Origin of the sequence: Citrobacter sp. 506, from assembly GCF_050434985.1 — a bacterium.
Taxonomy (GTDB): domain Bacteria; phylum Pseudomonadota; class Gammaproteobacteria; order Enterobacterales; family Enterobacteriaceae; genus Citrobacter; species Citrobacter braakii.
This window is the reverse complement of the sequence record NZ_JBNDJN010000002.1, coordinates 525,443-549,035: the sequence shown is the minus strand read 5'-3', so window position 1 is coordinate 549,035 and position 23,593 is coordinate 525,443. Positions and strand designations below refer to the sequence as shown.

24 protein-coding genes are annotated in these 23,593 nt (G+C 54.6%); 14 read left to right on the top strand and 10 right to left on the bottom strand.

Features of this window, described 5'->3' with window-relative positions; genetic code table 11:
• Nucleotides 1–18 precede the first annotated feature (18 nt).
• Nucleotides 19–1,167 (top strand): 3-phenylpropionate MFS transporter, encoded by a 1,149-nt coding sequence (locus tag ABIE10_RS12680; RefSeq protein WP_016154017.1) that lies wholly within the window; start codon nucleotides 19–21, stop codon nucleotides 1,165–1,167.
• On the opposite strand, the gene csiE is transcribed toward ABIE10_RS12680, so the two are convergent.
• The 7 genes from csiE to ABIE10_RS12645 form a co-directional block, all read right to left on the bottom strand.
• On the bottom strand, nucleotides 1,162–2,439 hold the full coding sequence (gene csiE, locus ABIE10_RS12675; RefSeq protein WP_047416449.1) for a stationary phase inducible protein CsiE: 1,278 nt from the start codon (nucleotides 2,437–2,439) through the stop codon (nucleotides 1,162–1,164). The genes ABIE10_RS12680 and csiE overlap by 6 nt on opposite strands.
• A gap of 247 nt (nucleotides 2,440–2,686) precedes the next feature.
• Nucleotides 2,687–3,286, bottom strand: a complete 600-nt coding sequence (locus ABIE10_RS12670; RefSeq protein ID WP_047358248.1) for a KpsF/GutQ family sugar-phosphate isomerase — start codon at nucleotides 3,284–3,286, stop codon at nucleotides 2,687–2,689.
• Nucleotides 3,283–4,920 carry an FGGY-family carbohydrate kinase gene (locus tag ABIE10_RS12665; RefSeq protein ID WP_003847100.1) on the bottom strand — a complete coding sequence of 546 codons (1,638 nt, stop codon included), beginning with the start codon at nucleotides 4,918–4,920 and terminating at the stop codon, nucleotides 3,283–3,285. Before ABIE10_RS12665 ends, ABIE10_RS12670 begins: the two co-directional genes overlap by 4 nt.
• Before the next feature lie 17 nt (nucleotides 4,921–4,937).
• Nucleotides 4,938–5,891 (bottom strand): ABC transporter permease, encoded by a 954-nt coding sequence (locus ABIE10_RS12660; protein WP_003037658.1) that lies wholly within the window; start codon nucleotides 5,889–5,891, stop codon nucleotides 4,938–4,940.
• 1 nt (nucleotide 5,892) lies between these two features.
• Nucleotides 5,893–6,882: an ABC transporter permease gene (locus ABIE10_RS12655; RefSeq protein ID WP_008785467.1), complete on the bottom strand. Its 990-nt coding sequence runs from the start codon at nucleotides 6,880–6,882 to the stop codon at nucleotides 5,893–5,895.
• Nucleotides 6,875–8,383, bottom strand: coding sequence for a sugar ABC transporter ATP-binding protein (locus ABIE10_RS12650; RefSeq protein WP_016154014.1), 1,509 nt, complete (start codon nucleotides 8,381–8,383; stop codon nucleotides 6,875–6,877). Before ABIE10_RS12650 ends, ABIE10_RS12655 begins: the two co-directional genes overlap by 8 nt.
• Nucleotides 8,384–8,486: 103 nt before the next feature.
• Nucleotides 8,487–9,470, bottom strand: a complete 984-nt coding sequence (locus ABIE10_RS12645) for an autoinducer 2 ABC transporter substrate-binding protein (RefSeq protein WP_003037665.1) — start codon at nucleotides 9,468–9,470, stop codon at nucleotides 8,487–8,489.
• A 420-nt stretch (nucleotides 9,471–9,890) separates the two neighbouring features.
• Here ABIE10_RS12645 and ABIE10_RS12640 point away from each other — a divergent pair, with 420 nt between their 5' ends.
• Together ABIE10_RS12640 and ABIE10_RS12635 are read left to right on the top strand one after the other, a co-directional pair.
• On the top strand, nucleotides 9,891–10,529 hold the full coding sequence (locus ABIE10_RS12640) for a DUF1007 family protein (protein ID WP_429155908.1): 639 nt from the start codon (nucleotides 9,891–9,893) through the stop codon (nucleotides 10,527–10,529).
• Complete coding sequence (locus ABIE10_RS12635) at nucleotides 10,520–11,500, top strand: nickel/cobalt transporter (RefSeq protein ID WP_049041547.1); 981 nt, start codon at nucleotides 10,520–10,522, stop codon at nucleotides 11,498–11,500. Before ABIE10_RS12640 ends, ABIE10_RS12635 begins: the two co-directional genes overlap by 10 nt.
• Before the next feature lie 84 nt (nucleotides 11,501–11,584).
• Here ABIE10_RS12635 and suhB read toward each other — a convergent pair whose 3' ends face one another.
• The gene (gene suhB / locus ABIE10_RS12630; RefSeq protein WP_046275219.1) at nucleotides 11,585–12,388 is read right to left on the bottom strand and encodes an inositol-1-monophosphatase; all 804 of its coding nucleotides are present in this window, start codon (nucleotides 12,386–12,388) and stop codon (nucleotides 11,585–11,587) included.
• 118 nt (nucleotides 12,389–12,506) lie between these two features.
• Here suhB and trmJ point away from each other — a divergent pair, with 118 nt between their 5' ends.
• The 11 genes from trmJ to sseB all read left to right on the top strand — a co-directional run bounded on the left by trmJ (nucleotide 12,507) and on the right by sseB (nucleotide 21,315).
• Entirely contained in the window at nucleotides 12,507–13,238 is a 732-nt protein-coding gene (trmJ, locus tag ABIE10_RS12625; RefSeq protein WP_016157139.1) for a tRNA (cytosine(32)/uridine(32)-2'-O)-methyltransferase TrmJ, read from the top strand.
• A 217-nt stretch (nucleotides 13,239–13,455) separates the two neighbouring features.
• Nucleotides 13,456–13,947, top strand: a complete 492-nt coding sequence (gene iscR / locus ABIE10_RS12620; RefSeq protein WP_005120405.1) for a Fe-S cluster assembly transcriptional regulator IscR — start codon at nucleotides 13,456–13,458, stop codon at nucleotides 13,945–13,947.
• Between the two features lie 167 nt (nucleotides 13,948–14,114).
• The gene (iscS, locus tag ABIE10_RS12615; protein ID WP_016154009.1) at nucleotides 14,115–15,329 is read left to right on the top strand and encodes a cysteine desulfurase; all 1,215 of its coding nucleotides are present in this window, start codon (nucleotides 14,115–14,117) and stop codon (nucleotides 15,327–15,329) included.
• Between the two features lie 25 nt (nucleotides 15,330–15,354).
• Nucleotides 15,355–15,741 carry a Fe-S cluster assembly scaffold IscU gene (gene iscU / locus ABIE10_RS12610; RefSeq protein WP_002913991.1) on the top strand — a complete coding sequence of 129 codons (387 nt, stop codon included), beginning with the start codon at nucleotides 15,355–15,357 and terminating at the stop codon, nucleotides 15,739–15,741.
• A gap of 20 nt (nucleotides 15,742–15,761) precedes the next feature.
• Nucleotides 15,762–16,085 (top strand): iron-sulfur cluster assembly protein IscA, encoded by a 324-nt coding sequence (iscA, locus tag ABIE10_RS12605; RefSeq protein ID WP_003835203.1) that lies wholly within the window; start codon nucleotides 15,762–15,764, stop codon nucleotides 16,083–16,085.
• Nucleotides 16,086–16,193: 108 nt separating this feature from the next.
• A complete protein-coding gene (gene hscB / locus ABIE10_RS12600; protein WP_016154008.1) occupies nucleotides 16,194–16,709 on the top strand; it encodes a co-chaperone HscB in 516 nt (171 codons plus the stop codon).
• A 15-nt stretch (nucleotides 16,710–16,724) separates the two neighbouring features.
• The gene (hscA, locus tag ABIE10_RS12595) at nucleotides 16,725–18,575 is read left to right on the top strand and encodes a Fe-S protein assembly chaperone HscA (protein ID WP_279263855.1); all 1,851 of its coding nucleotides are present in this window, start codon (nucleotides 16,725–16,727) and stop codon (nucleotides 18,573–18,575) included.
• Nucleotide 18,576: 1 nt separating this feature from the next.
• Nucleotides 18,577–18,912 (top strand): ISC system 2Fe-2S type ferredoxin, encoded by a 336-nt coding sequence (fdx, locus tag ABIE10_RS12590; RefSeq protein WP_003037690.1) that lies wholly within the window; start codon nucleotides 18,577–18,579, stop codon nucleotides 18,910–18,912.
• A gap of 11 nt (nucleotides 18,913–18,923) precedes the next feature.
• Nucleotides 18,924–19,124, top strand: coding sequence for a Fe-S cluster assembly protein IscX (gene iscX, locus ABIE10_RS12585; RefSeq protein ID WP_003037694.1), 201 nt, complete (start codon nucleotides 18,924–18,926; stop codon nucleotides 19,122–19,124).
• A gap of 60 nt (nucleotides 19,125–19,184) precedes the next feature.
• Entirely contained in the window at nucleotides 19,185–20,468 is a 1,284-nt protein-coding gene (pepB, locus tag ABIE10_RS12580; protein WP_016157137.1) for an aminopeptidase PepB, read from the top strand.
• A gap of 70 nt (nucleotides 20,469–20,538) precedes the next feature.
• A complete protein-coding gene (gene sseB / locus ABIE10_RS12575; protein ID WP_016157136.1) occupies nucleotides 20,539–21,315 on the top strand; it encodes an enhanced serine sensitivity protein SseB in 777 nt (258 codons plus the stop codon).
• Between the two features lie 18 nt (nucleotides 21,316–21,333).
• Here the strand turns inward: sseB and ABIE10_RS12570 are convergent, their stop codons facing one another.
• A complete protein-coding gene (locus tag ABIE10_RS12570; RefSeq protein WP_016157135.1) occupies nucleotides 21,334–22,104 on the bottom strand; it encodes a MurR/RpiR family transcriptional regulator in 771 nt (256 codons plus the stop codon).
• Between the two features lie 127 nt (nucleotides 22,105–22,231).
• Nucleotides 22,232–23,593, bottom strand: coding sequence for a 6-phospho-alpha-glucosidase (locus ABIE10_RS12565; protein ID WP_016157134.1), 1,362 nt, complete (start codon nucleotides 23,591–23,593; stop codon nucleotides 22,232–22,234).

Here is a 23,593-nt window from a genome sequence, read left to right as displayed (position 1 = left end):
TCCAAACGGGAGGGATTCATGGCTTTGCATTCCACGCGCTGGCTGGCGCTCGGTTATTTCACCTACTTCTTTAGCTACGGTATTTTTCTGCCTTTCTGGAGCGTCTGGCTCGAAGGGCTGGGGCTGACGCCGGAAACCATCGGTTTACTGCTGGGCGCGGGGCTGATTGCCCGTTTTCTCGGCAGTTTGCTGATTGCGCCGCGCGTAAGCGATCCCTCTCGTCTGATCTCCGCTTTACGTATTCTGGCCCTGTTGACGCTGGTGTTTGCGCTGGCCTTCTGGGCGGGCACCAACGTGGCGTGGCTGATGGTGGTGATGGTCGGCTTTAACCTGTTTTTCTCGCCGCTGGTGCCGTTAACCGACGCGCTGGCCAACACCTGGCAAAAACAGATAACCATGGACTACGGTCGGGTAAGACTGTGGGGATCCGTTGCCTTTGTGATTGGCTCCGCGCTGACCGGCAAGCTGGTCAGCCTGTTTGACTATCGGGTGATCCTGGTCCTGCTGTCGCTTGGCGTCGCGTCGATGCTATTGGGGATGATGATCCGCCCGAGCGTGCAGCCAGCAGGGGAAAACCGTCAACAGGAGAGCGCGGGATGGCCCGCCTGGCGCGTGTTGATAACCCAAAGCTGGCGTTTTTTGGCCTGCGTGAGTCTGTTGCAAGGTGCGCATGCCGCTTATTACGGGTTCAGCGCCATCTACTGGCAGTCTGCCGGCTATTCCGCTTCGGCGGTGGGCTATTTATGGTCATTAGGCGTGGTGGCGGAAGTGATTATTTTTGCGCTCAGTCACAAGCTATTCCGCCGCTTTAGCGCGCGCGATTTGCTGCTGCTTTCCGCCGTTTGCGGCGTGGCACGTTGGGGGTTGATGGGCTGGAGCACTGAGCTACCGTGGCTGATTGTGGTGCAAATCCTCCATTGCGGAACCTTTACCGTCTGCCACCTGGCGGCAATGCGCTATATCGCGACGCGCCAGGGCAGCGAAGTGATACGTTTGCAGGCGGTGTATTCTGCGGTGGCGATGGGCGGCAGCATCGCCATCATGACCGTATTCGCAGGCTACCTGTACCAGAATCTGGGCAACGGCGTATTCTGGGTGATGGCGCTGGTGGCGCTACCGGCAATCTTTCTGCGCCCGAAGGTGGTGGCGCAGCCTGCAACGTTATGATTCGAGGATTTTGCGGATCTGCTGCTGCTGATGCGGCGTAAGTGCCAGATCCGCATGAATCAACGGCGGAGAAAACAGCGGCAGCGGCGTGGTATACGGCGTAATAATCAGCGTGACTCCGCGCGGTGTACCCTGTTTTTGAAAGTCCTGCATCGGCATATGTTTTACGTTGAGCGGCAGCAGCGTCAGTTCGCGCAGCTGTTGCTCAATATGCGCTTCAAGTTGTTCATTGTTGCCGGTCAGCAGGATAATCTGCTTCTCGTGCAAATCCTTCTCCTGCATCAGCCAGGCACCGAAAATAACGGCGACCAGCCCGATCTCTTCTTCTGAAAACTGCACATCGTACTCCGCTTCGAAGCCATGTATCGCCTCGCGGGTAGTACGAACCAGACGGGGATAAAGTCGGCTGAACTCCTCCGGCAGCGTGTTATCTATGCCAATGGCAAACACGCTGCGGTTAAGCGCCTGGGCAAGGTGAATATACAGCTGATCGTTCAGTCCTTGCTCATCGCTGAAGCGCACATTGCCATACTCGCGAAAACGCAGCACCAGCCGTGCAATAGCAAGGCGCAGGCGACGATCCTGCTGGTGGTTATCGCGCACTGGGTCGGGGATACGGAGCATTGAGAACAGCAACGCCATAAACAGCGATTCGCCCGGCGGCGCACTCTGCATGACGTGGCGCTGCCAGTGGCGGCCAATTTCCTCAGCGAGCGGATACTCTGCGCAGGATTGCGCCCAGCGTTGCTGGAGCGGATTAAATTCCGGGGTGACTCCCGCGTGATGCTGTAGCAGACAATACTGTAAATACAGGCGCAGGAACTGGATGTCACGGTACTCAAACGGCTTCTGCAAGCGCCGGGAGCACAGATTAATGAGCGCATGCAGATTGGTGTCGTCATACAGCGTACGCGCGATACCTTGTTGTTTCAGCGCCATTTTTAATGCGGGTGTGAAATGCTGGGCGATAAAAGTCGGGCAGATCCGCAGACCGCGGCGCAGCCACTGCAACAGACACAGGCGCTGATTTAGCGGGGTCCCTTCGATCGTATAGCCGCCATTCAGCGCGGTGGTAATCGCGAGCCGGTGATAGCGCTGGATTTCGAGTCCTGCGCCAATAATATCTTCCTCAACAGTGGCATCATCAACGCCATTGAGGCTACTGAAGGTTTGAGCTGTAGCGATTTGCCCTGGCAGGAAAAGCGTCAGCAGCACCTGGCAACGGCGCTGGGGAGCGGAAAGTACAGATGGTGGAGCAAGCGTTGACATCATCTGTAGGATCTCCCGTAAGTATGTTTGATAAGAATAGCTAAAGTTTGCTCATAGATTTGGAGAATGGAATGCTTTCCACCAGGAATGCTGGAGAGCGTCACAGAATTTTTAACGTGCGGAACAGATAGCGGGAGTGGAACGCAGCGCGTTAACTGGCTTTTTCACTGTTTTATCTTCTATTGAGACATAAAAAAACCCGCCTGAGGGTGACGGGTTGAGAAGACGAGTGGAAATGCGCGGTCTGGTGTTACTGCTCGCGGCTCAGCGTTAATCCCACATCACCGCCAGGATGTACAGACAATAGCGTCTCTTTTGAGTAACCGCTTTCGCTCATCAGACAGGCGCAGGCGGCGTCAAAGATAGCCAGGACCAGTAAAATTGAGGTGGTGGCCAACATGTTCAGCGGGTCGGCCTCACGCTGGACGCCGGTGGAAATCACCAGCCTTGACGCTTTAGCAATGGCTGAGTCGGCGTTTTCAGTCACGCTCAGGATGGGCACATTTCTCGCAGCTAGTCCGGGCAGCAGCCGAGTGAGTTCATCCGAATTTCCCCCGCGTGATAGCATAATGACCAGGTCGTCGGCGCGTAAAAAACCGAGATCGCCATGCGCCGCATCCGTCGCGTTGAGGTAAATCGCCGGACGTTCCACGCAGGCGAGCATGTGCGCAACTTTACGCGCCGCAATACCGGATGTACCGACGCCAGTGACGACGATTTTCCCCTGGCAACCGCGCAGCTCCGCCATTAGCGACTGCCAGACCGGTTCAGTCAGATGCTGTCCCAGACCTGCGAGGGCATCGCTATAGAGCTGAAATACGCCGGTGGCCTGAGACCAGGAGTCACTCATGCGTCCTCCTGCATCAGTTGGCGGTATTTCATATGATCCTGATACATCTCATGGAATACCCGATATTTGCGATCGTAGTACTGCTTAATGCGATTGGTCTGCGGGGTCACCGTTTTACCAATCCGGCTCATCGCCGACATCGCTTCCGGGAACGTGTCAAACACGCCTGCGGCGATAGTCCCCATCATGGCGCCGCCCAGCAGCATGGCTTCGCTCTCTTCAGGCAGCAGCATGGCGCAACCGGTGGCGTTGGCATGCTCCTGAACGAAGATCGGGTTTTTCGTCCCGCCGCCGCTGGCCATAATCGTATCGATGGTGTAGCCGCTTTGGTTCATCGTTTCAATGATATGGCGCGTTCCCAGCGCAATGGCCTGGATGGTTGCGAGGTACTGGAGCGCCATATCTTCCGGCGTGCGGGACAGCTTCAGTCCGGTGATTGCTCCCGTGAGCGTGGGGTTAGCACGCGGCGAGCGGTTGCCGTGGAAATAGGGCAGGATGTGCATGTCACGGGTCAAAAAGGCGATATCTTCCGGCTCACCAGCCATTTTGCGCAGCAGCGCATTCAGCACTTCATAAATGGTTTGCCCCTGAGACTTAGCCTGCGTTAGCAGGGTTTCGTAACACGGGTGCGACTGAATAACGTGGTCGATTAACGCCCCGGTTGCTGACTGCCCGCCTTCATTGAGCCAGTATTCCGGCAGTACGGCTGAGTAGTAAGGGCCCCAGACGCCGCCGATAAAACGCGGCTCTTTGGAAATCGCCATGTGTCCGGTGGAGGTGCCACCAATTAACGCGACACGACGGTCAAAATCCGCCACCTCGCCGGAAACACCGCTTGCGCCGAGCGTACCGAGTGTGCCGGCGTGGGCATCGATTATCGAGACGCTGACCGCGGTCCCCGGAATCAGTCCCATTTCGCTGGCGGCGCGCGCGGACAGCCCGTGACCGAGCGGTTCGCCCATGGTTTTCACGTAGCGACCAATTTTGGCAGCATCATGTTCCAGCAGGTCTTCCAGCCCAATCTGGCGGAAATAGCTGGCATCCCATTTGTCTTCATGGCCCATATAGGTCCATTTACACACTGTCGAACACAATGAGCGTGTGTCATCGCCTGTTGCGCGCCAGGTCAGAAAATCGGGCAGATCAAAGTAGTAACCCGCATTGGCCCAGGTATTGGGCATATGCTGCTTCAGCCACAGCAGCTTGGGCGTTTGCATTTCCGGGGAGATAATGCCGCCAACGTAGTCCAGCACCCGATGATGCAGGGCGTTAATGCGTTCAGCCTGGGTAATGGCGCGGTGATCCATCCACACAATGATGTTCTGTTCGCTGCGCCCGGACGGGCTGATGGTCAGCGGTTTACCTTCTTTATCCAGCACCACCAGTGAGCAGGTAGCGTCAAAGCCCAGACCTTTCACCTGGATTGGGTTGATATCTGACTGGTTAATCGCATCGCGAACCGCGTTACACACCGCCTGCCAGATGTTATCGGAAGACTGCTCAACAAAATCGGCCTGCGGGCGGTAAATCTCGATAGCCCGACTGGCCTGGCCGACCATTCTGCCGTTGAGATCAAACACGCCGGCACGGGCGCTTCCGGTTCCGACATCCACACCAATAAAGTAACTTGCCATAATTTTTTCTCCTGAAATCAGGCTTTACGATTCTGTAATGCGATAAAGAGGATCAGCACCGCGCCCCACAGCGCCATCGTCAGATAGCTGCTCACCCCCAGCAAGTTAAGGCCGCTTTCCAGCATTTGCAGCACAATCAGCGCCAGTACCAGGCCGATAATGCGCCCGAAACCGCCATCCGGGTTGATGCCGCCGAGGACGGAGGCAAGGATGGTGACCAGCAGGTAGGACTCACCGTATCCGGCTTTTGCCGAGTTGAATTTCGCCATCATCAGAATGGCGGCGACCCAGCCGAGCAGGGCAGAAATCACGTACACGGAAATTTGTACCCGGACGGTATTTACGCCGCTGTAGCGGGTAGCCTGTTCATTGGAACCCACGAGATACAGACTGCGCCCAAGCGTGGTGTGCTCCAGCAGTACCCACAGCAGGATTGCCACCAGGAAAAAGAGCAGCAGCGCTACCGGAATACCGGCAATCGTGGCGTTACCAAGATATTGAATGGCGGTCGGGAAACCGGAAATCACTGTCCCATTGGAAAGCAGAATATTCAGCCCGGAGATAAGCGTCATCGTGCCGAGCGTGGCGAGAATCGGCGAAACCCCGACCCAGGCAATCAGCGCGCCGTTGAGCGTACCGATCGCGACCGCCACGGCAGCGCCTGCCAGCAGCGCCAGCACCAGAAACAGCGGGTTATCCGGATGGGTGACGATAATCGCCGCCATTACCAGCGAGCAGGCATTCGCTCCTGCAATTATCGACAGGTTTATGCCGCCGGTCAGCATGGTCATGCCCATCCCGAGGGCCAGCATGCCAAGGATCGGCAGTTGCGAGCCAATCGACTGGAAGTTAGCGACGCTGAAAAAACGGCTGCCGAGCAGGGCCGAGAAGACCAGGGCGACGACCACAATAATGACGCATTGCAGACGAATGATGGCATCACCGGGTAAAAATCTGGCGATTGTTTTCATCTCAAAGCTCCCTTGCCAGTTTGCGTTTTTCGTTCCAGGCCGTGGCGCTAATGCTGACCAGGATAATGGCGCCGCTGAACACGGTGTGCCAGTAAGAGGAGACGCTGAGCAGCGTCAGGCCATTTTGTAAGAAGGCCAGCAGGACCACGCCGAGCAGGGTTCCGGTTAATGTGCCGCGTCCGCCGCTCATGCTGGTTCCGCCGAGCACGACCGCCGCCAGTACCGTCAACTCAAAGCCGAGCAGCGAATTGGGCGCAACTGACTGGGTGATTTGCGCCTGAACCACGGCGGCAACGCCTGCCAGAATACCCATGTAGCCATACACGTAGAAATGCAGCTTCAGCAGATTCAGTCCCAGACGCGAGGCCGCATCACGATTACCGCCCATGGCGTAAACCTGACGGCCAAGACGGGTATAGTTCATCAGCACGGCGGTAAAGATGATCACAGCCGCCAGGCACAGCAGAGGCAGTGTCAAGCCGTAGTCGTAGCCATCCGCCGCGGTGAACGAGAACCAATTGATGCCGTTCATAAACCAGTCCGGAAAGCCGTACAGCCAGGTGCCTTTGGTGGCGTACACCAGCAGACCGTAGTAAACGTTCAACGTGGCGATGGTAATGATGATGGCCGGAACGCGCAGCCAGTAGACCAGGAAGCCATTAATAAGTCCCAGCAGCAGACCCACCGCAATCGCGATGATTAACGCCAGCGCGAAGTTGCCGCCGTGGCCGATAACCCAACTGGCCATCGCATACTGGGCTATCGCGGTCATCGCCGGAAATGAGATGTCGATCCCGCCGGAAATCAGTACCACAAACAGCCCGCAGGCAAGGATGCCGAGAATCGCATAGCTGGTAGCCACATCCGTCAGGTTCCCCAAAGACAAGAACTCATCGGTGCTGATGCTCAGCCCAACGGCAAGGGCCACAACCAGCAGGCCCAGCCAAAACTCATGTTGCCCGATTAAACGGGAGAGATGCATCTTATTCATTGATTACCTCGACCACTTCAGCAATCTCCTCTTCACGGCACTGATGAGGATTAAATTCCGCCACCAGCCTGCCGCGACGCATCACCAGCACGCGGTGGCTGTTGTAATACGCTTCCGGGATTTCATCGCAAATCATCAGCACCGCCATACCCTGTTCCGCCAGATCGCGGGCTATCTGGTAAATACCCTCTTTGTTGGCGATATCTACGCCTACGGTAGGGGAGTCGAGGATCAGGATGCGGGGATTAGTCGCCACCCATTTGGCAATGGCGATACGCTGGGCATTACCGCCGGAAAGGGTTTTAACCGGCAGGTGTGGATCGGACACTTTGATATTCAGCTCGCGGATCAAATCGGCGACCAGCTTTTGCGCTTTACGGTGATCGAGCAGGCCGCTGCCAGTATGCAGTTGATCAAACACCGTGACGATGGTGTTGTCGTAGATCGACTGCTCCATGATCAGCCCCTGCGTTAGGCGATCTTCTGAGACGTAGCCGATCCCATGTTTGATGGCATCATGGTTATTGCGAAGAGTGACCGGCTGGCCGTTAATGCGAATCTCACCGCTTTCTGGGTGCGTCATGCCAAACAGGCTCAGACAAAGTTCGGTGCGTCCGGCGCCCAGCAGGCCCACAATGGAGACAATCTCGCCGCCGTGCAGCGACAGATTAATGTTTTGGTATTTGCCTCTGCGGCTGAGGTTGCGCAGCTCCAGCAGGGGCTCTTGCTCAATAGCGGGTCTTTCCGGCAGCGGGCTATAGTGGAAGCGTTGTCCGGTCATCAGGAAAGCCAGCTCGTGGCTGTCGAGTTCGCTGGCAGGATAAGTGCCCACCAGTTTGCCGTCGCGCATCACGCTGATGCGGTCAGCCACTTCCATCACTTCATCCAGACGGTGGCTAACAAACACTACACAAATTCCGGCAGCTTTTAGTTCGTTAACGACCCGTAGCAGGCCATTAACCTCCTGACGGGTTAGTGAGGCGGTGGGCTCGTCCATAATCACCAGACGCGCGTCGGCGGCAATCGCCCGGCAAATGGCGACCAGTTGTCGGTCGGCAATCGAGAGTTTTTCAACCTTTTTATCGGGATCGATGTTCACACCGATGCGCTTCATGGCTGCCAGCGCCTGCTGCTTCATGGCGCCACGACGTACCCAGATATCGCCACCGGGCAGATAGCGGTTGACCGCGATATTCTCCGCGACGCTAAAGTTAGGGAACAACGACAGGTCCTGATAAATAACCTGAATGCCATAATGGGAAGAGAGCTGCGGCGTCAGGTGATGGAACAATTTGCCATCGAGTAAAATCTGCGCGCCTTTTTCCGGATGATAAACTCCGGAGATCACTTTAATAATGGTACTTTTACCACAGCCGTTTTGACCCGCCAGACAGTGAACTTCGCCTTTTCTCAGCGTCAGATTCACGTTATCCAGCGCCAGCACGCCCGGGAATTGTTTGCTGATATTCTCAAGAGTGATAAATGCGGTGGTGTCTGCCATGGACAATACCCCTGCGAGCGCCCGGATGGACGCTGAGTGTTAGTTTGGTTGATAGCGCCGGCCAGACGGCCGGCGTTAAGGTTCCCTGGTGTTGGCTAAAGCCTTAGAAACCAAGTGATTGTGCGTTGTCTTTGGTGACTTCGAGGATCTTGTTAAAGCGGATCACTTTCTTCTCCGTGTCGATATCGGCTTTCCCTAAACCATCGATACTCAGGTCGGCGTTAACTTCTTTGCCCTGCAACAGCTGATCGGCAACCGTTACCAGCGCGTAGCCCGCGTCTTTTGGATCCCACAACAGCGCTTTTTTGATATCACCGCGCATCAGGTAAGGTGCAGCCTGTGCTGGCATTGCAATCCCGACAACGGCGATTTTATCTTTGGCGCGTTTTTTCTGCACAGCCTGACCCGCCCCGATTGGACCCAGCGAGCCGAAACCGATAATGCCCTTCATCTGTGGATAGGTTTTCATCAGGTCCAGCGTCGTGGCGTAGGATTTATCGATGCTTTCCGCGACCGGCAGACGTGAAGTGACCTCAAACATTTCCGGATATTTTTCTTTCTGGTACTTAATTGCATAATCCGCCCACGCGTTATGCAGCGGCACAGTTAGTGAACCGACATAGATGGCGTAACCCCCTTTGCCGCCCATGTTTTTTGCTAACTCATCGACGTTGGCCTGTGCGTATTTTTCACTATCGATGGTTTCGATATCCCATTGGCCAATTTGCTCATCCGGGGATTCGTGCGTCAGAACGACAATGCCTTTATCGCGCGCTTTTTTCAGTACTGGCTCAAGGACCTTGGCGTCATTCGGTACCACGATGATGGCGTTGACGTTTTTGGCGATCAGATCCTCAATCACTTTGACCTGCTGTGCCGGATCCGGCGTGGAAGGCCCGGTCTGGTAAGCATTCACATCCAGTTTTTTTGCTGCTTCATTAACACCGGTTTCCATCCGGTTGAACCACGGAATCCCGGTGACTTTGGCAACCACAGCAATTTCATATTTTTCCGCCGCAAAGGACGTGCCGGACAACATGCATGCAGAAACCAGGGTTGCACTGAGTAATGCGAGTTTGAATTTCATAGTTGTACCTTTCGTAGGGGGCAGGACATGTCACGGCGTGAAGTTAACAACGAATGGAAGAGGGAATGAATCACAAGTTTGGTGAATGTGATCTATGCCCATTATTGTAATTTTATGGAAAATAAATGGTTAAATATTGGTTAAATTTGCACGGAAATACACTCAGGGATTTAAATTAAGTGTTAACAAAACATTAAAATGAAACTATAAATTAACAAATTGTTATCATTTTACTTAAGTTGTGGTGACGAAAAGGTATTTGGGAGGGTGTTGCTGAAGAAGAAATTGTTGAAATTGAGAACTGAATCGATACCGGAAAAGGAGGCTCAACATTTTTTCGTTCAATGGTATCCTCAGCACACTTTCGCCAAACACGGCATCATTATTTGTGGCGGTGTAGATTTTTCTCGTGGAGAACTCATGCAAGGCGTTAAATGTATCATTATGACGTTGTTTCTCTCGATCCTGTCCTTAGGCGCAGGTGCGCATCCCCACAGCTTTATCCATTTGAAAACCGAGATAGTGAGCGAGAATGAGCAGTTCGTCGCGCTAAAAATGCGCTGGACGATGGATGAAATCACCTCGGCAGATCTGCTTTACGATGCGGGAAATGCCAAGCCTGGTGATGAGATCTGGAAAAAACTGGCGGCAGAAGTGATGGCCAACGTCCTCGGGCAGCACTATTTCACTGAAGTGTGGCACGACGGGAAAAAGGTAAAGTTCAAAAACAGGCCGACGGAATATGGCATGGAGCGTGAAGAACATCAGGCAGTGCTGACGTTCGTGTTGCCGCTGGCAGAAGCTCAGCCGCTGAGCGGTCAAAAATATACCATTTCAACCTTCGACCCCACCTACTACGTTGATATGAGCTATGACAAAGACAGCGATGCCTGGCTGGCGCAGGCCAAAAGTCAGCAATGCCGTATTTCAGTACATACGCCGACGCCGAATGAACAAATGCTGAGCTTTGCGCAGTCGCTGGATAAAGAAGACGCACCGCCGGAGGATATGGAATTGGGTAAACAGTTTGCACAGACGGTGACGCTGCAATGTCCGTAGTTTATCAACAACGCGCCGCCAGACGCCGCTGGCTCACGCTATGGCCGCTGGCGGTGTTTTTACTGTTGGCTGCAGTCGGCATACTGTGGCTATGGCAGGCCTGGCCGCAGGTGATGATGAAGAGTGTCGTCTGGCAGCGCGACGTTAACCAGCAGATGAGCGGTTTGCTGAAAGCCGTTGCCGCCAATCCGGCCCAGGCCGGGGGATCGCTGCTGCTGTTTAGTTTTCTCTATGGTGTGCTGCATGCGTTGGGACCAGGACATGGAAAAGTCGTCATTACCACCTGGCTGGCAACGCATCCCTCGAAGCTGAGGTCGAGTATTGGCCTGACGCTGGCCTCATCTTTATTACAGGGACTGGTCGCCATCGGGCTGGTGGTTGTGGTGCTCACCATTTTGCAGTTGCCTGCACGACAGCTACATATGAGTAGTTTCTGGCTGGAGAAAGGGAGTTATGCGCTGGTTGGCGTGTTGGGCGTTTTATTGTGCGTCCGTGCGCTGAAGAAATTGCGCCAGTTGCTGCGTCGCCCGAAATTTATCGCCTTCACGCCGCACCATGTGCATCACGAGGGATGTGGCTGTGGGCATCAGCATTTGCCTGATCCTGAACAGCTGCAAAGCGGTGATGACTGGCGCGCCCGGCTGATGATCGTTTTGTCTATGGGAATGCGGCCATGCTCCGGGGCAATTATGGTTTTACTGTTTAGCAAAGTGGTTGGCGTTTTTAGCTGGGGCATGGCGTCGGCGCTGGCGATGGCGGCAGGAACCTCTTTGACCATTACGTCACTGGCTTTGCTGGTACACAGTTTCCGCTCGCTGGCGGTGAGACTTAGCGGACATAAAGCGCCGGTGCTGTGGCGACAGATTGGCTGGACGACGCTGGCATTAGCCGGTGGTGCGGTGCTGATTGCTGCTGCGGTAGTGATGTGGGTGAGCGCGGTGCCGGTGGGGCGAGGGATTAGACCGTTTTAATCAAAGCCGGATGGCGGCTTCGCCTTATCCGGCCTGTATCAACACGTAAGCCCGGTAAGCATGACACCACCGGGCTGTACTGAATTAACGCTTCAGCGCGTCGCTCAGTTCGTCACGCATGTTAGCCAGCATGGCTTTCACTACGCGCGGATTACCTGCAACGATGTTGCCAGTCGCCATGTAGTTATGACCGCCGGTGAAGTCGCAAACCAGTGCGCCTGCTTCACGAGCAATCAGCTCACCTGCGGCGAAATCCCATGGTTTCAGACCGATTTCGAAGTAACCGTCAACACGTGCAGCGGCAACGTAAGCCAGATCCAGCGCAGCAGAACCTGTGCGGCGGAAGTCAGCGCACTCGGTAAACATCTTGCCAAGAATTTTCATGTAAGACGCGGCGTGCTGTTTCGCTTTGAACGGGAAACCGGTGGCGATGATTGTGCCGTCCAGATCGCGTGCAGTGCTGCCACGCAGACGGTAGCCGTTCAGCTGTGCGCCCTGGCCGCGGGTTGCGGTAAACAGTTCGTTACGCATTGGATCGTAAACAACGGCGACTTCAGTACGGCCTTTAATGCGTACTGCGATGGAAACCGCGAAGTGCGGCAGACGTTTTACGAAGTTGGTGGTGCCATCCAGTGGATCGATAACCCATTGAACATCCTGATCTTCACCAACATGCTCACCGCTTTCTTCGGTGATGATGGTGTGCTGTGGGTAAGATTTGCGAATTGTTTCGATAATAATCGCTTCGGCGGCTTTATCGACGTTAGTCACGAAATCATTGCTGCCTTTCTGGCTGGTTTCTACAGAGTCTGGCGTTTCGTAGTGTTTGGCAATTACATTACCCGCCTTGCGCGCTGCGCGCACGGCGATGGTCAGCATCGGATGCATCGGTCTCTCTCACTGGATGTTAAAGAACGGGAAAACGGCGCAGAGTATAGCAGCGAGTTCGGAATATGTCTTCGTTTTATGATAATATGCCCGAATAATCTTTAGCCGAAGAAATACAATGCTGCAAAATATTCGAATTGTGCTGGTGGAAACCTCTCACACTGGCAACATGGGCTCTGTGGCCCGCGCAATGAAAACCATGGGTTTAACTAATCTGTGGCTGGTAAATCCACTGGTTAAACCGGACTCCCAGGCCATCGCCCTGGCGGCAGGTGCCAGCGATGTGATCGGCAGCGCACAGATCGTCGATACTCTCGATGAAGCGCTGGCGGGTTGCAGCCTGGTGGTGGGTACCAGCGCGCGCTCCCGTACGCTGCCGTGGCCGATGCTGGATCCGCGTGAATGCGGTTTAAAAAGCGTCTCTGAAGCAACGAACTCGCCGGTGGCGCTGGTGTTTGGACGTGAACGCGTTGGCCTGACCAACGAAGAGCTGCAGAAGTGCCATTATCACGTCGCCATTGCCGCAAACCCGGAATACAGCTCGCTCAACCTGGCGATGGCGGTGCAGGTCATCTCTTATGAAGTTCGCATGGCCTGGCTGGCAACGCAGGAAAGCGACAAGACTGCAGAATACGAAGAAGCTGAGTATCCGCTGGTCGATGATTTAGAGCGTTTTTACGGTCATCTGGAACAAACGCTGCTGTCGACCGGGTTTATCCGCGAAGGACATCCGGGGCAGGTGATGAACAAGCTGCGCCGTCTGTTCACTCGTGCGCGTCCTGAGAGCCAGGAGCTGAACATTTTGCGCGGAATTTTAGCTTCTATAGAGCAGCAGAATAAAGGCAAGTAAGCGTCTTGGTGTCGGATGGCTGCACGATTTCCAGGCCGGATTAGCGAAGCGCCATCCGGTAAATGAAAATGGCACTGAAGGTTAAATACCTGACTAAATTAGTCAAGTAAATAGTTGACTGATTTAGTCGGGAATGTCAGACTTGCCCCTGCTATGCAATACCCCCATTTTACAATAAAAAACCCCGGGCAGGGGCGAGTTTGAGGCTAAGTAAGACATGAGACTGACATCAAAAGGGCGTTATGCCGTGACCGCAATGTTGGACGTTGCGCTCAACTCCGAAACGGGCCCGGTACCGTTGGCTGATATTTCTGAACGTCAGGGAATTTCCCTGTCATATCTGGAGCAGCTGTTTTCCCGTTTGCGTAAAAACGGTCTGGTTTCCAGCGTACGTGGACCAGGCGGCGGGTATCTGCTGGGTAAAGATGCCGGCAGCATCGCAGTAGGTGAAGTGATTAGCGCTGTTGACGAGTCTGTAGACGCGACCCGTTGCCAGGGCAAAGGCGGTTGTCAGGGCGGCGATAAATGCCTGACCCACGCGCTGTGGCGCGATCTGAGCGATCGTCTGACCGGTTTCCTCAACAACATTACGTTGGGCGAACTGGTGAATAATCAGGAAGTCCTGGATGTGTCTGGTCGCCAGCACACACATGACGCTCCACGCAGCACCCGTACGCAAGACGCTATCGACGTCAAACTGCGTGCCTAATAAAAATTACGCAATATCTTCTGGTTGCATCAAGGCAGCCAGAAAGATGAAGCGTAAAAAGTATTTCAGAATCAGGCCGGGGTGCCAGACGCCCCGTTAACTCGGTCGTACATCCAGCCGGTTGCCTGGTTCCTTGCATTGAAGCGATGTACGGAGTTTATAGAGCAATGAAATTACCGATCTATCTCGACTACTCCGCAACCACGCCGGTGGACCCGCGTGTTGCCGAGAAAATGATGCAGTGTCTGACCCTGGACGGAAACTTTGGTAACCCAGCGTCTCGTTCACACCGTTTCGGCTGGCAGGCTGAAGAGGCGGTAGATATCGCCCGTAACCAGATTGCCGACCTCGTGGGCGCTGACCCGCGTGAAATCGTCTTTACTTCCGGTGCGACGGAATCCGATAACCTGGCGATTAAAGGTGCAGCCAACTTTTATCAGAAAAAAGGCAAGCACATCATCACCAGCAAAACCGAACACAAAGCCGTGCTGGACACCTGCCGTCAGCTGGAGCGCGAAGGGTTTGAAGTGACCTACCTCGCCCCGCAGCGTAATGGCATTATCGACCTGAAAGAACTTGAAGCGGCAATGCGTGACGACACCATTCTGGTCTCCATCATGCACGTTAACAACGAAATCGGCGTGGTACAGGATATCGCAACCATCGGCGAAATGTGCCGTGCCCGCGGTATCATCTATCACGTTGATGCGACTCAGAGCGTGGGCAAACTGCCTATCGATCTGAGCCAACTGAAAGTTGACCTGATGTCCTTCTCCGGCCACAAAATCTATGGTCCGAAAGGTATCGGCGCGCTGTACGTTCGTCGTAAACCGCGTATTCGTATTGAAGCGCAGATGCACGGCGGCGGTCACGAGCGCGGTATGCGTTCCGGTACGCTGCCTGTGCACCAGATAGTCGGGATGGGTGAAGCTTACCGTATCGCCAAAGAAGAGATGGAAACCGAGATGGCGCGCCTGCGCACTCTGCGTAACCGTCTGTGGAACGGCGTGAAAGATATGGAAGAGGTGTACCTCAATGGTGACCTCGAGCAGGGCGCACCGAACATTCTCAACGTTAGCTTCAACTTTGTTGAAGGCGAGTCGCTGATTATGGCGCTGAAAGACCTGGCTGTGTCCTCCGGTTCTGCATGTACCTCTGCAAGCCTGGAGCCATCCTACGTGCTGCGCGCGCTGGGGATGACCGACGAGCTGGCACATAGCTCAATTCGTTTCTCTTTAGGTCGTTTCACTACCGAAGAAGAGATTGACTACGCCATCAATCTGGTTCGCAACTCCATCGGCCGCCTGCGCGACCTTTCTCCGCTGTGGGAAATGTTCAAACAGGGCGTGGATTTGAACAGTATTGAATGGTCACATCACTAATCGGTACCGATAAGGAGAATTCATCATGGCTTATAGCGAAAAAGTAATCGATCATTACGAGAATCCACGTAACGTGGGCTCTTTTGACAACAGCGACGAGAACGTGGGCAGCGGCATGGTGGGTGCACCGGCCTGTGGCGACGTGATGAAGTTGCAGATCAAAGTCAACAATGAGGGTATCATTGAAGACGCACGTTTCAAGACTTACGGCTGCGGTTCCGCTATTGCCTCCAGCTCTCTGGTTACCGAATGGGTAAAAGGGAAATCTCTGGACGAAGCACAGGCGATCAAAAATACCGATATCGCCGACGAGCTTGAACTGCCACCGGTGAAAATTCACTGCTCTATTCTGGCTGAAGACGCGATTAAAGCCGCGATTGCGGATTACAAAAGCAAACGTGAAGCAAAATAATTAAGAGTTGAGGTTTTATTATGTCGATTACCTTAAGCGACAGTGCAGCAGCGCGTGTAAATACCTTCCTGGCAAACCGCGGTAAAGGGTTTGGTCTGCGTCTGGGCGTGAGAACCTCCGGCTGCTCAGGTATGGCTTATGTACTGGAATTTGTTGACGAGCCGGCGGCTGAAGATACCGTGTTTGAAGACAAAGGCGTAAAAGTCGTGATCGACGGTAAGAGCCTGCAATTCCTCGACGGTACGCAGTTAGACTTCGTCAAAGAAGGTCTGAACGAAGGGTTTAAGTTCACTAACCCGAACGTGAAAGACGAATGTGGATGCGGCGAAAGCTTCCACGTGTAACGCGCTTACTGATAACCCCACCGTGGTCGCCTGCGCGTGGGGTTTGTTTTACCTGACTCTCTGGTTTTGCCTCATCGAACAACAGAGAATCGATGCCCTGAGAATGTTATGGACTACTTCACCCTCTTTGGCTTACCGGCCCGTTATCAGCTCGATACTCAGGCGCTGAGCCTACGTTTTCAGGATCTGCAACGTCAGTATCATCCTGATAAATTCGCCAGCGGCTCTCAGGCGGAACAACTTGCTGCGGTTTCGCAGTCCGCCACTATCAACCAGGCCTGGCAAACGCTGCGTCATCCTTTGATGCGCGCCGAATACTTGTTGTCTTTACACGGCTTTGATATCCGCAGCGAGCAGCACACGGTGCGCGATACCGCGTTCCTGATGGAGCAACTTGAGCTGCGCGAAGAGCTGGACGAGATTGAACAGGCAAAAGACAATCAACGGCTGGATGCGTTTATGCAACGCGTCAGCGAAATGTACAACGTTCGCCATCAACTGATGGTGGAACAGCTGGATAGCGAGACGTGGGACGCAGCGGCAGATACCGTGCGTAAGCTGCGTTTTCTCGATAAACTGCGAAGCAGTGCAGAACAACTCGAAGAAAAACTGCTCGATTTTTAATTTCCGGAAGCGAAAATGGCCTTATTACAAATTAGTGAGCCTGGTCTGAGCGCCGCGCCGCACCAGCGTCGTCTGGCGGTCGGTATCGATTTAGGCACCACCAACTCCCTGGTTGCGACCGTACGCAGCGGCCAGGCCGAAACGCTGGCAGATCATGAAGGTCGCCACCTGTTGCCGTCAGTGGTTCACTATCAGCAGCAGGGCTACTCGGTCGGTTACGATGCCCGCGCCAATGCTGCGCTGGATACGGCAAACACCGTCAGCTCGGTAAAACGCATGATGGGCCGCTCCCTGGCGGATATCCAGGCGCGTTACCCGCATCTGCCTTATTCATTCCAGGCGAGCGAAAACGGCCTGCCGATGATTGAAACCGCTGCCGGTTTGCTTAATCCGGTGCGCGTATCCGCTGACATTCTGAAAGCGCTGGCCGCGCGGGCAGCCGAATCGTTGTCCGGCGAACTGGATGGCGTAGTGATCACCGTTCCGGCTTACTTTGACGATGCACAGCGTCAGGGGACGAAAGACGCCGCGCGTCTGGCGGGCCTGCACGTATTGCGTCTGCTGAACGAACCGACCGCTGCGGCGATCGCTTATGGCCTGGATTCCGGTCAGGAAGGCGTGATCGCGGTCTATGACCTTGGCGGCGGTACTTTTGATATTTCTATTCTGCGCCTGAGTCGCGGCGTGTTTGAAGTGCTGGCGACCGGCGGTGATTCCGCGCTCGGCGGCGACGATTTTGACCATCTGCTGGCCGACTATATTCGCGAGCAGGCGGGCGTTGCCGATCGCAGCGATAACCGCGTACAGCGCGAACTGCTGGATGCCGCGATTGCAGCGAAAATCGCACTCAGCGACGCCGATTCTGTGACGGTTAACGTGGCGGGATGGCAGGGTGAAATCACCCGTGAAACCTTTAATGAACTCATTTCCGCACTGGTTAAACGTACGCTGCTGGCCTGCCGCCGTGCGCTGAAAGATGCGGGCGTTGAGCCGCAGGATGTGCTGGAAGTGGTAATGGTCGGTGGTTCAACGCGCGTGCCGCTGGTACGTGAACGCGTCGGTGAATTCTTTGGCCGTACGCCGCTGACCTCTATCGACCCGGACAAAGTGGTCGCTATCGGTGCGGCAATCCAGGCGGATATTCTGGTCGGGAATAAACCGGACAGCGAAATGCTGCTGCTGGACGTTATCCCGCTGTCTCTGGGACTGGAAACCATGGGCGGTCTGGTGGAGAAAGTGATCCCGCGTAACACTACTATCCCGGTGGCGCGCGCGCAGGACTTCACCACGTTTAAAGATGGCCAAACCGCGATGTCCATTCACGTGATGCAAGGCGAGCGTGAGCTGGTGCAGGACTGTCGTTCACTGGCGCGTTTTGCGCTGCGCGGTATCCCGGCGTTGCCGGCAGGCGGCGCGCATATCCGCGTGACCTTCCAGGTCGATGCTGATGGGCTACTGAGCGTCACCGCTATGGAGAAATCCACCGGCGTTGAGTCCTCGATTCAGGTCAAACCGTCCTACGGTCTGACCGACAGTGAAATCGCCTCCATGATTCAGGATTCGATGAGTTTTGCCGAGCAGGACGTTAAAGCTCGTATGCTGGCAGAACAGAAAGTCGAAGCGGCACGCGTACTGGAGAGTTTATCCGGTGCGCTGAACGCTGATGCCGCGCTGTTAAGCGCCGCAGAACGTCAGGCTATCGACACCGCCGCCGCGCACTTGAGCGAGGTAGCACAGGGTGACGATGTTGACGCGATAGAACAAGCCATTAAAAACGTAGACAAACAAACCCAGGAATTCGCCGCTCGCCGTATGGACAAATCCGTCCGTAGCGCGCTGAAAGGCCATTCCGTGGACGAGGTTTAATATGCCAAAGATTGTTATTTTGCCTCATCAGGATCTCTGTCCCGATGGCGCAGTTCTGGAAGCTGAGACCGGCGAAACCATTCTCGACGTTGCCCTGCGTAACGGTATCGAGATTGAACACGCCTGTGAAAAATCCTGTGCCTGCACGACCTGCCACTGCATCGTACGTGAAGGTTTTGATTCTTTGCCGGAAAGCACAGAAGAAGAAGACGACATGCTGGATAAAGCCTGGGGACTGGAGCCGGAGAGCCGTTTAAGCTGTCAGGCACGGGTAACCGAGGACGATTTAGTGGTCGAAATCCCACGTTACACAATCAATCATGCACGTGAGCATTAACAGAGGGTAGTATGGGACTGAAGTGGACCGATAGCCGCGAAATCGGCGAGGCGCTGTACGACGCGTTCCCCGATCTCGATCCCAAGACCGTTCGTTTCACCGATCTGCACCAATGGATCTGTGACCTGGAAGAGTTCGATGATGATCCACAGGCATCGAACGAAAAAATCCTTGAGGCCATTTTACTGGTCTGGCTGGACGAAGCCGAATAAGTCAACGGGCTGCCCACGGGTGGCCCGTTTTCCTGTATGCGCGAAATAAGGATAAATAAAATGACAGAAGCCATGAAAATTACGCTTTCCACGCAACCCGCTGACGCTCGCTGGGGTGAAAAGGCGACATACAGCATTAATAATGACGGTATTACCCTGCACCTGAACGGAAAAGATGATCTCAGCCTTATCCAGCGCGCCGCGCGTAAAATTGACGGCCTGGGTATTAAACATGTCCAACTGGATGGTGAAGGCTGGGATACCGAACGTAGCTGGGCGTTCTGGCAGGGTTACAAAGGACCAAAAGGCACCCGCAAAGTTGAGTGGGCCGCTCTGGACGAGGCGCAGCGCAAAGAGCTGGATAACCGTCTGAAGATTATTGACTGGGTGCGCGATACCATTAACGCACCTGCAGAAGAGCTGGGCCCGGAACAGCTGGCGCAACGCGCGGTAGATCTGCTGTGTGGCGTGGCCTGCGACAACGTCTCGTACCGTATCACCAAAGGTGAAGATCTGCGCGAGCAGAACTACATGGGGCTGCATACCGTAGGTCGAGGCTCTGAACGTCCGCCGGTGTTGCTGGCGCTCGATTACAACCCGACTGGCGACAAAGAAGCTCCAGTTTATGCCTGCCTGGTTGGCAAGGGAATTACCTTTGACTCCGGCGGATACAGCATCAAGCAAAGCGCATTTATGGACTCAATGAAGTCCGATATGGGCGGTGCGGCAACGGTCACCGGCGCGCTGGCGTTTGCCATCACCCGTGGCCTGAACAAGCGTGTGAAGCTGTATCTGTGCTGCGCGGATAACCTGATCAGCGGCAACGCCTTTAAGCTTGGCGATATCATTCACTATCGCAACGGTAAAAAAGTTGAAGTGATGAATACCGATGCTGAAGGGCGTCTGGTGTTGGCCGATGGCTTAATCGACGCCAGCGCGCAAAAACCGGAACTGATCATTGATGCCGCCACGCTGACCGGCGCGGCGAAAACCGCACTGGGCAACGATTACCACGCGCTGTTTAGCTTTGATGACCAACTGGCCGCGCGTTTGTTGGCAAGTGCGGCGCAAGAAAACGAGCCGTTCTGGCGTTTGCCGTTGGCAGAGTTCCACCGTAGTCAACTGCCGTCAAATTTTGCTGAGCTGAATAATACCGGCAGTGCGGCCTACCCAGCGGGTGCAAGCACCGCGGCGGGCTTCCTGTCCCATTTCGTGGAAAATTACCAGCAAGGCTGGCTGCACATCGATTGCTCTGCAACCTATCGCAAAGCGCCGGTTGAGCAGTGGTCTGCGGGCGCAACCGGTCTGGGTGTGCGCACCATCGCGAATCTGCTGACCGCATAATTCATGACTGTATTGCCGGATGGCGCTACGCTTATCCGGCATACATGTATTCATCCAATTTGTGATACTTATGTCCGAAACAAAAAATGAATTAGAAACGTTGCTGGAGCAAGCAGCGACAGAGCCTGCGCATCGTCCGGCATTTTTCCGTACTTTACTGGAATCCACCGTCTGGGTGCCGGGTACTGCCGCAGAAGGCGAGGCGGTAGTTGAAGACAGCGCCCTCGACCTTCAACACTGGGAAAAAGAAGACGGCACGACCGTGATCCCGTTCTTCACCTCCCTGGAAGCCCTGCAACAGGCGGTTGAAGATGAGCAAGCATTTGTCGTTATGCCGGTGCGTACGCTATTTGAAATGACGCTTGGCGAAACGCTCTTTCTCAACGCTAAACTGCCGACCGGCAAAGAGTTTATGCCGCGTGAAATCAGCCTGCTGATGGGGGAAGAGGGTAATCCGCTAAGCACCCAGGAAGTACTGGAAGGTGGTGAATCGCTGATCCTTTCTGAAGTCGCTGAACCTCCGGCGCAGATGATTGACTCACTGACCACGCTGTTTAAAACCATTAAGCCGGTAAAACGCGCATTTCTCTGCTCAATCAAAGAAAGTGCGGAAGCCCAGCCGAATCTGCTGATTGGTATTGAAGCTGAAGGTGATATTGAAGAGATCATCCATGCTGCGGGTAGCGTCGCGACCGATACGTTGCCGGGTGATGAACCCATTGATATCTGCCAGGTGAAGAAAGGTGAGAAGGGCGTGAGTCACTTTATCACTGAGCACATCGCACCGTTCTACGAACGCCGCTGGGGCGGTTTCCTGCGCGACTTCAAACAGAACCGGATTATCTGAGGCATTCGGGGTGAGCGCTCACCCCGTTGCTTCCAGCAGCAACAAATCCATGAGTAGCACCAGATTCGATTCAAAAGAGGTCACTCCGGCGGCCTCAGCGGCAAAGTGTACCGCTTCGTCATATAGCGCAAAGTGCAAATCCGCCATGCCCGCCAGCGAATTGGCCGACGCACGTGTAAAGGCCACAATCGTCATGCCAACGTTTTGCGCAATCCTGACTTTATCAATAACCTGTTCCGTTTCGCCGCTGCGTGACACCGCGACGAATACCTGATAGCGGGCGGCATTACTGAGAAAGATGTTCCGGCTGTCGCCTGGCCCGGAAATAAAAGCGGTCTTACCGAGAACCTGCAATTTTTTGGTCAGATACTCCGCAAACAGATAGGAAAATCCGGCGCCATACAGAAAGAAACTCTCCTTTTGCCGTAATAAATCAACAAAATGGCGACGTTTTTCCTGGGTATTCCATTGAAAAGTAAGCTGATAGTTGGCGATGAAACGGCTAAGCATCGCCGGTAACTCGCCGCTCTCCGCGGCCTGCGCTGCGATGTGCGGCGTATCGGAGAGCAGCTGTTTGCAGTGCCATATAAACTCGCTGAAACCGCTGAAGCCCAGTTTCTGACACAACCGCATAATGGTGGCCGTGGAAACAAAAGTCGCCTGGGCCAGCTCACGTACCGTGATGTTACCTACCAGCAGCGGATGCTGTGTCAGGTGCGCCAGCACACGGTACTCTGCGCGGGTAAGCGGTTCTCCGCGCGTCAGTAGAGAGGCAAGCCGGTTGTCCATGATCAGGCCGGTTTCACTTGCCGGGCAGGAAGGGAGAAATATGGGATAGTCATTGGGCCTCCGTTTTCATCAATTCGCGGAATTGTCGGTGTTTTCATCCACACCGACAAGTCTTCCGCACCAGACTTTAGCGCAATTCCCCCTCCTGCCAGGCTTTTTTCAGCGCTGGCCAGTAGTCCCGGTTAGCCTCGATCATCTCATCAAGGAGGGTTTTGGCATGTACCATGGTTGGCACCGTCCGGTTCAGCGTGAAAGCCTGTAGTGCCTTCTCGTAGCTGCCTTCAATGGCGGCCTCAACCAGCAGTTGCTCTGAGGCCAGCTGTTGCATCAGCAGCGTCTGGTGAAACAACGGTACTGCCCCCATGCGAACCGGTTCAGCTCCCTGTGAAGTGATGTACGCAGGTACTTCGACCATCGCGTCATAGGGCAGATTGGCAATCGCGCCTCTGTTTTCAACAATCACCAGGTGACGCTGGCGTAAATCAAAAGCCAGGCTACAGGCGACATCAACGATAAACGCGCCGTGAACTCCGACGTGAAACGCATCGGGCAAAATCCCCGTGCTCTGGTATTCCTGAGCCGCGGCGAATAATTTCTTCTCACGCCCCTCCATCACTTCGTTGGCCCGGGTGTGATCTGGATCCTGATGGGCCACGATCTGTTCCGACATCAGGTAATACTGTAAATACGGATTCGGCAGATATTCCGGGAAGTTGTCCATGATCGGCTTGATGTTACGCCATGTTTTGACCCATGAAGGATCGGCATGCTGCGGATCCGTTTGTGCGGCATCTTCTGTCAGCAGGCCGAATTTAGCGATATGCCGCCGTAACGCCGGGAGCTGGTCTTCGCCATCAACCCGCACGCGGGTAAACCAGCCAAAGTGGTTAAGGCCGAAGTAGTCCACCTCCAGCTTATGACGGTCAACGCCCAGAATCGCACCCATGTTACGCATTGCAGCGACCGGCATATCACAAATATTGAGAACCCGCGCGTTCGGGCGTAAGCGACGTACCCCCTCTGCCACAATCGCCGCCGGATTGGCGTAATTGACAATCCACGCCGCTTTATCGGCAAAACGTTCGACCAGATCGATTAGTTCCACCATCGGCAGAATGGTGCGTAGCCCGTAGGCTAAACCACCGGGGCCGCAGGTCTCCTGGCCGACGACGCCGTGTTTTAACGGGATTTTTTCGTCCAGCTCGCGCATTTTGTACTGGCCTACGCGCATCTGCGAGAAAATAAAATGCGCCCCGCGAAAGGCCGTTTGCGCATCGCGGGTTACGGTAAATTTAATTGACTGGCTGTGATCGCGGATCACTTTTTCAACCACCGGTGCAATGGTGCTTTGACGTGCTTCGTCAATGTCATACAGACGAATTTCAGCCAGCGGAAAATCGGCAAGACGCACCATCAGACTTTTGACAATCCCGGGCGTATAAGTGCTTCCACCGCCAGCAATGGATAAAATAAAAGGGGGGGTAAACAT

What these genes read in the sequence shown, in the direction of transcription:
- ABIE10_RS12655 (WP_008785467.1), bottom strand. Translation starts at nt 6,882, where the DNA reads ATGAATAAGATGCATCTCTCCCGTTTAATCGGGCAACATGAGTTTTGG.
- ABIE10_RS12640 (WP_429155908.1), top strand. Translation starts at nt 9,891, where the DNA reads ATGCAAGGCGTTAAATGTATCATTATGACGTTGTTTCTCTCGATCCTG.
- sseB (WP_016157136.1), top strand. Translation starts at nt 20,539, where the DNA reads ATGTCCGAAACAAAAAATGAATTAGAAACGTTGCTGGAGCAAGCAGCG.
- iscR (WP_005120405.1), top strand. Translation starts at nt 13,456, where the DNA reads ATGAGACTGACATCAAAAGGGCGTTATGCCGTGACCGCAATGTTGGAC.
- ABIE10_RS12670 (WP_047358248.1), bottom strand. Translation starts at nt 3,286, where the DNA reads ATGAGTGACTCCTGGTCTCAGGCCACCGGCGTATTTCAGCTCTATAGC.
- ABIE10_RS12660 (WP_003037658.1), bottom strand. Translation starts at nt 5,891, where the DNA reads ATGAAAACAATCGCCAGATTTTTACCCGGTGATGCCATCATTCGTCTG.
- ABIE10_RS12650 (WP_016154014.1), bottom strand. Translation starts at nt 8,383, where the DNA reads ATGGCAGACACCACCGCATTTATCACTCTTGAGAATATCAGCAAACAA.
- ABIE10_RS12665 (WP_003847100.1), bottom strand. Translation starts at nt 4,920, where the DNA reads ATGGCAAGTTACTTTATTGGTGTGGATGTCGGAACCGGAAGCGCCCGT.
- csiE (WP_047416449.1), bottom strand. Translation starts at nt 2,439, where the DNA reads ATGATGTCAACGCTTGCTCCACCATCTGTACTTTCCGCTCCCCAGCGC.
- hscB (WP_016154008.1), top strand. Translation starts at nt 16,194, where the DNA reads ATGGACTACTTCACCCTCTTTGGCTTACCGGCCCGTTATCAGCTCGAT.
- ABIE10_RS12635 (WP_049041547.1), top strand. Translation starts at nt 10,520, where the DNA reads ATGTCCGTAGTTTATCAACAACGCGCCGCCAGACGCCGCTGGCTCACG.
- pepB (WP_016157137.1), top strand. Translation starts at nt 19,185, where the DNA reads ATGACAGAAGCCATGAAAATTACGCTTTCCACGCAACCCGCTGACGCT.
- ABIE10_RS12570 (WP_016157135.1), bottom strand. Translation starts at nt 22,104, where the DNA reads ATGGACAACCGGCTTGCCTCTCTACTGACGCGCGGAGAACCGCTTACC.
- ABIE10_RS12565 (WP_016157134.1), bottom strand. Translation starts at nt 23,593, where the DNA reads ATGTTTACCCCCCCTTTTATTTTATCCATTGCTGGCGGTGGAAGCACT.
- iscS (WP_016154009.1), top strand. Translation starts at nt 14,115, where the DNA reads ATGAAATTACCGATCTATCTCGACTACTCCGCAACCACGCCGGTGGAC.
- ABIE10_RS12645 (WP_003037665.1), bottom strand. Translation starts at nt 9,470, where the DNA reads ATGAAATTCAAACTCGCATTACTCAGTGCAACCCTGGTTTCTGCATGC.
- hscA (WP_279263855.1), top strand. Translation starts at nt 16,725, where the DNA reads ATGGCCTTATTACAAATTAGTGAGCCTGGTCTGAGCGCCGCGCCGCAC.
- iscA (WP_003835203.1), top strand. Translation starts at nt 15,762, where the DNA reads ATGTCGATTACCTTAAGCGACAGTGCAGCAGCGCGTGTAAATACCTTC.
- iscU (WP_002913991.1), top strand. Translation starts at nt 15,355, where the DNA reads ATGGCTTATAGCGAAAAAGTAATCGATCATTACGAGAATCCACGTAAC.
- suhB (WP_046275219.1), bottom strand. Translation starts at nt 12,388, where the DNA reads ATGCATCCGATGCTGACCATCGCCGTGCGCGCAGCGCGCAAGGCGGGT.
- ABIE10_RS12680 (WP_016154017.1), top strand. Translation starts at nt 19, where the DNA reads ATGGCTTTGCATTCCACGCGCTGGCTGGCGCTCGGTTATTTCACCTAC.
- fdx (WP_003037690.1), top strand. Translation starts at nt 18,577, where the DNA reads ATGCCAAAGATTGTTATTTTGCCTCATCAGGATCTCTGTCCCGATGGC.
- trmJ (WP_016157139.1), top strand. Translation starts at nt 12,507, where the DNA reads ATGCTGCAAAATATTCGAATTGTGCTGGTGGAAACCTCTCACACTGGC.
- iscX (WP_003037694.1), top strand. Translation starts at nt 18,924, where the DNA reads ATGGGACTGAAGTGGACCGATAGCCGCGAAATCGGCGAGGCGCTGTAC.